General features: G+C 57.1%; 7 protein-coding genes and 1 pseudogene. 1 reads left to right on the top strand and 7 read right to left on the bottom strand.

Annotated features, from left to right (window positions below; all coding sequences use genetic code 11):
* On the top strand, positions 1-90 hold a 90-nt coding region (locus GIW04_RS31615; protein ID WP_413469248.1), incomplete at its 5' end, for a transposase domain-containing protein.
* A gap of 23 nt (positions 91-113) precedes the next feature.
* Here the strand turns inward: GIW04_RS31615 and GIW04_RS27450 are convergent.
* From GIW04_RS27450 to GIW04_RS27480, 7 genes and pseudogenes are all read right to left on the bottom strand, one after another.
* Positions 114-842: pseudogene (locus GIW04_RS27450) on the bottom strand (DUF6282 family protein); the annotation flags it as partial.
* Entirely contained in the window at positions 839-1612 is a 774-nt protein-coding gene (locus GIW04_RS27455; RefSeq protein ID WP_120247837.1) for a hypothetical protein, read from the bottom strand. The pseudogene GIW04_RS27450 and the gene GIW04_RS27455, both read right to left, overlap by 4 nt.
* A gap of 68 nt (positions 1613-1680) precedes the next feature.
* Positions 1681-2652, bottom strand: a complete 972-nt coding sequence (locus GIW04_RS27460) for an NAD(P)H-dependent flavin oxidoreductase (RefSeq protein ID WP_003187738.1) — start codon at positions 2650-2652, stop codon at positions 1681-1683.
* Positions 2653-2725: 73 nt separating this feature from the next.
* Complete coding sequence (locus GIW04_RS27465; RefSeq protein ID WP_003187739.1) at positions 2726-3088, bottom strand: hypothetical protein; 363 nt, start codon at positions 3086-3088, stop codon at positions 2726-2728.
* 30 nt (positions 3089-3118) lie between these two features.
* Positions 3119-3682, bottom strand: coding sequence for a flavin reductase family protein (locus tag GIW04_RS27470; protein ID WP_003187740.1), 564 nt, complete (start codon positions 3680-3682; stop codon positions 3119-3121).
* Positions 3679-4392 carry an RraA family protein gene (locus GIW04_RS27475; RefSeq protein ID WP_003187741.1) on the bottom strand — a complete coding sequence of 238 codons (714 nt, stop codon included), beginning with the start codon at positions 4390-4392 and terminating at the stop codon, positions 3679-3681. Before GIW04_RS27475 ends, GIW04_RS27470 begins: the two co-directional genes overlap by 4 nt.
* The coding region (locus GIW04_RS27480; RefSeq protein ID WP_329607648.1) for an isocitrate/isopropylmalate family dehydrogenase at positions 4376-5301 on the bottom strand (926 nt) is incomplete at its 5' end. The genes GIW04_RS27475 and GIW04_RS27480, both read right to left, overlap by 17 nt.

The following is a 5301-nucleotide window of genomic DNA, read 5'->3' on the forward strand; positions in this document are numbered from 1 at the left end:
GCTTGGCTCAAGGATACGCTGGAAAAACTACCCAGCTGGCCCAACAGCCGGATCGATGAGCTATTACCCCTCGCGCCTCAACCTGAGTAAAGGTGGGGCGGCTGGACGCTTACGCTGTAGACAACATTGGGGACGGTCGATAGCACCTCGCGAAAGTCGTCTTCTTGTTGATAGCCTAAAAGATAGGTGAGTGCGGTCTGCTCAATGAATACGTTAGGAGCCGTGGCGATCTCCAAAAGCTCGTCAGCCTTCAAATCAGTCAATGGATTGGCCGGCTGGTTGAGCATCAGGCGCGGCACGCCCAATCGAACAGATTCATCTACCAGAGCACGTACCTCGCGAGCGTCAGCGTGGCCGGTAGAAATGACCAGGGGGTAATCACACGCCATCTTGAGTATGTCCAGGGCCTGGGGCGTCAAGCGCCCGGCGTCTGTTGTGACGCGCAGAGGCTTGATGGGTTTACTTACCAACAATGGATGGCTGACATTTCGCGCGAGGGTACTGGTGTGCTTTCGTCCTGTCACCGTCGGGAAGTGCACAATGAAGCGTCCCGGTTCGTCGCCGCGCATGCACAGGCTACGCTCCACCACCCTGAAGTCCACACCGCCTGCAATCTCATTCAAAACCAAGGAACCACTGACAGGGAAACCCTGTGAGCGCGCTTCCCAGGCCTGCGCGGCAGTGCAGCCCAAGTGGTTTTTCAATACCACCCGGCCGTTGGCCGCTGCGTACAGTTTTCCGGCATCTATTGCGCCATGGCGGCGAACGAACGCGTCCGGGTTCGCGTGGTAGTGCAGGTCGATAAAGTTCAGGGAATGGCTGGTGTCTTTGAGCGCGTTCATGCCGCGTGTTCCGAGCGAGGTATAAGAAAAGTGTCGATAGCGTTCACAACCGAATCGAGATCGTCAGCCAACGGCCGCATGCCTCCCGCTCTTATGCACAGTGTGCGTTGGTGGGGTCCAGAGGTGCGTACCACGTGCGGTTGGTTGACAAGTTGGGAGCGCTCGCCAAAAACGCTCAGAACCCTTCCTTGGTATGCCAGTAGACTGTGACTGAGATCGATACCGGCTAACAACCCAAAACCACCTGAGAGGCGCTGCCCCTGTATTTCAAGATGAACACTGTTTTGGGTTTCTGGACTTTGCTGGGGGTGTTTGCCTTCGGGTAGGACGAGTGCATCCAGCAGACGCTTGGCCTCTTCAACGTGGCCAAGCTGTGCAAGTTCCGCCATTCTTCCAAGCCTGGCATCCAATATAGCGTCGGCTTTGGCTGGGGAAGAGAGCAGCAACAGAGCCGCCGTTGACGCAAGCGAGGAGGTACGCACCAGTTCCAGCGCCAGCGCGCCGCCCAAGGCGACACCGACAAGCACGTCGGGTATGCCCCAGGGTTGCAGCAACTCAGCCCAACGCTCACTGAAAGTGTTCAGCGTCTCATCGCAGGCAACGGGTATCGAGAGCGAATCAAACACCACCACCCGATAGCCTGCGCTGAGAAAATGACCTGTCAGCGGCGCGATAAAGGCGCCCTCGTCCCATGTGGGCATGACGGGGGAAAGTACAAAAACGCACTGTTTTCCTTGCCCATACACTTTGAATTGCACGTCCTGGTTCATTGTTTCGCTCCTGCAGAAATAACAAAGCCTACTTTTACAAGCAGGCCGGTTGTGCCCCGTGAGTCCGTTTAGAGGGTGCGTCCCAGCTTGGCGACAGTATCGGCATAGCCCTTGAGGGTGGCCTCGACTATCGAGCGCGCCGGCTGTACGTCCTTGATCAGATCGGCCACCTCGCCTGCCCAGATCGCTTTAGTCCCTACGTCGTCTGTTGCCAGTGCCCGTTCGTACTGGGGCCGCAACTCATCAAGGGCCAGCGAGAACGCCTGCTCGTTACCAACCCACGACTCGGAAAACTGGTTCGCGATCGCCCGACCGCTGTACTCTGCGGGCCAAGATATTCCGCGCACATCATCAAAGATGCGAGTTCTGACGGTGTCGCTTGCGACGGCGTGGAGCAGCCTGTTTTTCACACGCTCAGAGGGAAGCGCTTCGTCGCAGGCCAGGAATCGCGTTCCCATCATTACCCCGTCCATTCCGAGTGCCATGGCGGCGGCCATTCCTCGGCCATCAGCTATCCCACCTGTTCCGATCAGGATTACGCTCTCGCCCACGGCATCGCGAACTGCCGGGAACAAAGGCATGGAGGATCTGCGCAAGCTGTGCCCCCCAGCTTCTGCACCCTGCACGATCAATGCATCGGCACCGGCGTCGAGAGCGTATAACGCCTGGTCAACGTCATGTACTTGCACGATGACTTTGGCGTTCGCTTGATGAATGGGCTCGATAAATGGACGAGCGTCACCAAAGGACAGCGCTACAACCTGCGGGCCGAACTCCAGTGCCAAATGCAGTAGCTCGAAACGTTTCGCCACCGTGAACATGACCAGCCCGACGCCCCAGGGCTTGTTCAAATCCTGCATGAGCGACAACTGTTGAACCATCCAGTCAGGATCTCCGTAGCTTGCTCCCACCAGGCCTAGCCCCCCTGCGTTTGAAACGGCGGCTGCCAGGTGTCCTCCTGATGCACCTCCCATCGGTGCGAGGACCAGTGGGTGCTGGATGCCCAAGAAGGTTGTCAATGCTGAACGGATTGCGGCCATAACTTCTTCCTTGATCGAATATTGAATAGGCTTGGGTATTGCGCAGCGCCAAGCGCTGCGCATGCGATTGCAGTTAGCCGACAGTTTCGCGGGCGGTGGCAGGGGTGATGTAGGTGGCGACGGTGTACAAGTGATATTCCCAGGTACCGGTTTCTTTCAAGCGCGAATAACGTGATAAAAACTCTTCGTCGATGAAAAGCGATTCGAACTGCCCACGATCGCTCCACTGAGCCTGGTTGATGACCGTCTTGCCGTCTGTGCTCTTCATCAAACGGCTCCACTGAAAGGCACTGTACGTTCGCGCAACATAGTTGACCGTGTCCTCCAGTATTTCCACCGCAAGGTCCTGCGCGCCTTCTTCAACATGCACCACATTCACGAGATAAATCGCGGTGTCATCGGAAACAGATTGAGGATCAAACAATTCCATTTTCATGATTATCTTCCAATAGTGAAAAACGCGTGTTCAAGGCATTACAGGTATGGAACCTGTGGGTTTCCCGTCCTGCCAGAGCAGTGGAGTGATGTCTTGCGCCACGACAAGGTCGTCGACGTGACCGATGATTATTTCGTGGGTTCCATGGCTCATGCGTTGGGCAACGGTGCAGAAAAGAGAAGCCTGGGCACTGGGCAGATACGGTAGGCCGTTGGAGTGTTGCCAGTCGGCTGTCTCGAACCGGGCAGGGCCGGTGACTGCGCCACCAAAAACCTTCACCAAGTCCTCTTGGCCAACCCGAAGCAAGTTCACCGAAAACCTTCCATGACCAATCAGAGGCCTGTACATGCTTGCCCCGTGATTAATGCAGACAAGGATGGAGGAAGGGTCTGTACACACCGACGTTACGGCGGTTGCAGCCATCCCAAAAGGTGCGCCCTCATGTTCAGTCGCAATAAGAGTGACCGTGGAGGTCAGGCGACGCATCGCTTTCTTGAACTCTTGAGTGACTGAACCCTTGTCTGTGAAGCAGTGCGGTTTCAACGGCGCGCTCAAGACCCTGGCGCTGGCGGATAGCTCATGCGAAAGGCTCATTGGGCTAACTCCGCTTCTACCTTCTGAGCAGCACCCAGCCACGGCTGGTCGTAGCGGTAGGTCTTGCGAGCCTCCTCTAATGACGCCCCCGCGGTTATCGCTCCGATAATCTGGCGTTCGGTGTGTTCTACGGCACGCGCACGGCGAATAACTTCGGCCGCTATATGCTGCGCAATGACAAGGCAGCCGCTGCCATCGCAGACCAGCAGGTCTCCAGGATTGACGGTGACGCCACCGATCTCAAGCGAGACCTGCACCGCTTTGAGCTGAGTCCGGTTTTTTGCGGACTGCATGAACCGTCCGCGGCTGAACAGGGGATACCCCAGCTTGACGACGGTATCGATGTCCCTGGCCACTCCATCAATTACAGTGCCTTTTATGCCTCTGGCCACGGCGAAGTGCGTCATGATATCGCCCCATACCGTGCAGTCTTGGCGCCCCGCATTGGAGCTGACGATCACGGCTCCAGGCGGGACCTGATCAATATAATTGGCCGCATTTTTGAACCCATGAGAATCTCCGACCGGCTCATACTGCACGGTAAAAGCAATGCCCACGCAGCGACTACCAGGAACTTGGGTGGTGATGCCCAGAAGGCCGCCAGAAACGCCAAGGCTGTCCAGGGCATCGGACAGTGACGCGGTATCCAATTGTTCGCATTCGTCCAGCAATGCTTGAGAGAGTTGGACCGATTCAAAGAGCTTGGGCATGTGTTGCTCCCAGGGGTGAGGTTGGAACGCAAGGTTGGGCCCAGTTCAGCGCGGCCATGGAAACGCATTCTCCAATAATGGCTTCGCCAACCTGCGCGGTGGAGTGCGACCCCCCCATGTCATAGGTGCGCACGCTTGAACGCGCCACCCGGCTGACCGCCGCCGTCACGTATTGTGCTTCCTGCGGATAACCCAGATGCTCGAGCATCAGAGCGATGGTCATGAACATCGCGCTGGGATTGGCTTTGTTGAGCCCTGCATGGGCCGGAGCGCTGCCGTGGACCGGCTCGAAATATGCGCCCAGCTTTCCGAAGTTCCCACTCGGGGCGAAACCCAGGCCACCCATGACGCCTGCGCCGAGATCAGAAAGGATATCGCCGAACATATTCTCAGCCACTACAACGGAGAAACGCTCCGGGCGTTGCACCATCCAAAGCGCTACTGCGTCCACGTTCTCGATTACGCCCTCAATGCCGGGGTATCCCTTGGCGACACTTTCAAATACACCTCGAGTGAAAGCGCTGCTGTGACGAAGTACCATGGGTTTGTCTACGAAGGTGACCCGGTCGAATCCATGCCGGGACGCATAGTCAAATGCGTATTCGAAGATGCGCTCAAGCCCGCTGCGCGTTTGTAGGCGCACGGAAATGGTCGCGTCCTCCTGCCCTTCACGACGCCATGGCGCGCCCAATGCTTCCCGCTCTTGCAGCAAGGGCAGGAATTGATCAGGTATCCGTCCATAATCCAGACCGGCGTACAGCCCTTCAGTGTTTTCCCGGATGACGACAAAACGGAATCGATTTTCGCCCGTGATGTCAGTGACCGGCCGCACGTTTGCGTAAAGATCCAGGTTTTGCCTTAGCTGGATCACCGGGCTTACATAGCGGCGGTTCTGCCCCTGAAGATGAG

The organism is Pseudomonas sp. PA-4-8C (genome assembly GCF_021606625.1).
GTDB classification, from domain to species: domain Bacteria; phylum Pseudomonadota; class Gammaproteobacteria; order Pseudomonadales; family Pseudomonadaceae; genus Aquipseudomonas; species Aquipseudomonas lactis.

Bases quoted from the DNA above. Each gene is read 5' to 3' on its own strand.
- GIW04_RS27470 (WP_003187740.1), bottom strand. From the start codon at position 3,682: ATGAGCCTTTCGCATGAGCTATCCGCCAGCGCCAGGGTCTTGAGCGCG.
- GIW04_RS27455 (WP_120247837.1), bottom strand. From the start codon at position 1,612: ATGAACCAGGACGTGCAATTCAAAGTGTATGGGCAAGGAAAACAGTGC.
- GIW04_RS27465 (WP_003187739.1), bottom strand. From the start codon at position 3,088: ATGAAAATGGAATTGTTTGATCCTCAATCTGTTTCCGATGACACCGCG.
- GIW04_RS27460 (WP_003187738.1), bottom strand. From the start codon at position 2,652: ATGGCCGCAATCCGTTCAGCATTGACAACCTTCTTGGGCATCCAGCAC.
- GIW04_RS27475 (WP_003187741.1), bottom strand. From the start codon at position 4,392: ATGCCCAAGCTCTTTGAATCGGTCCAACTCTCTCAAGCATTGCTGGAC.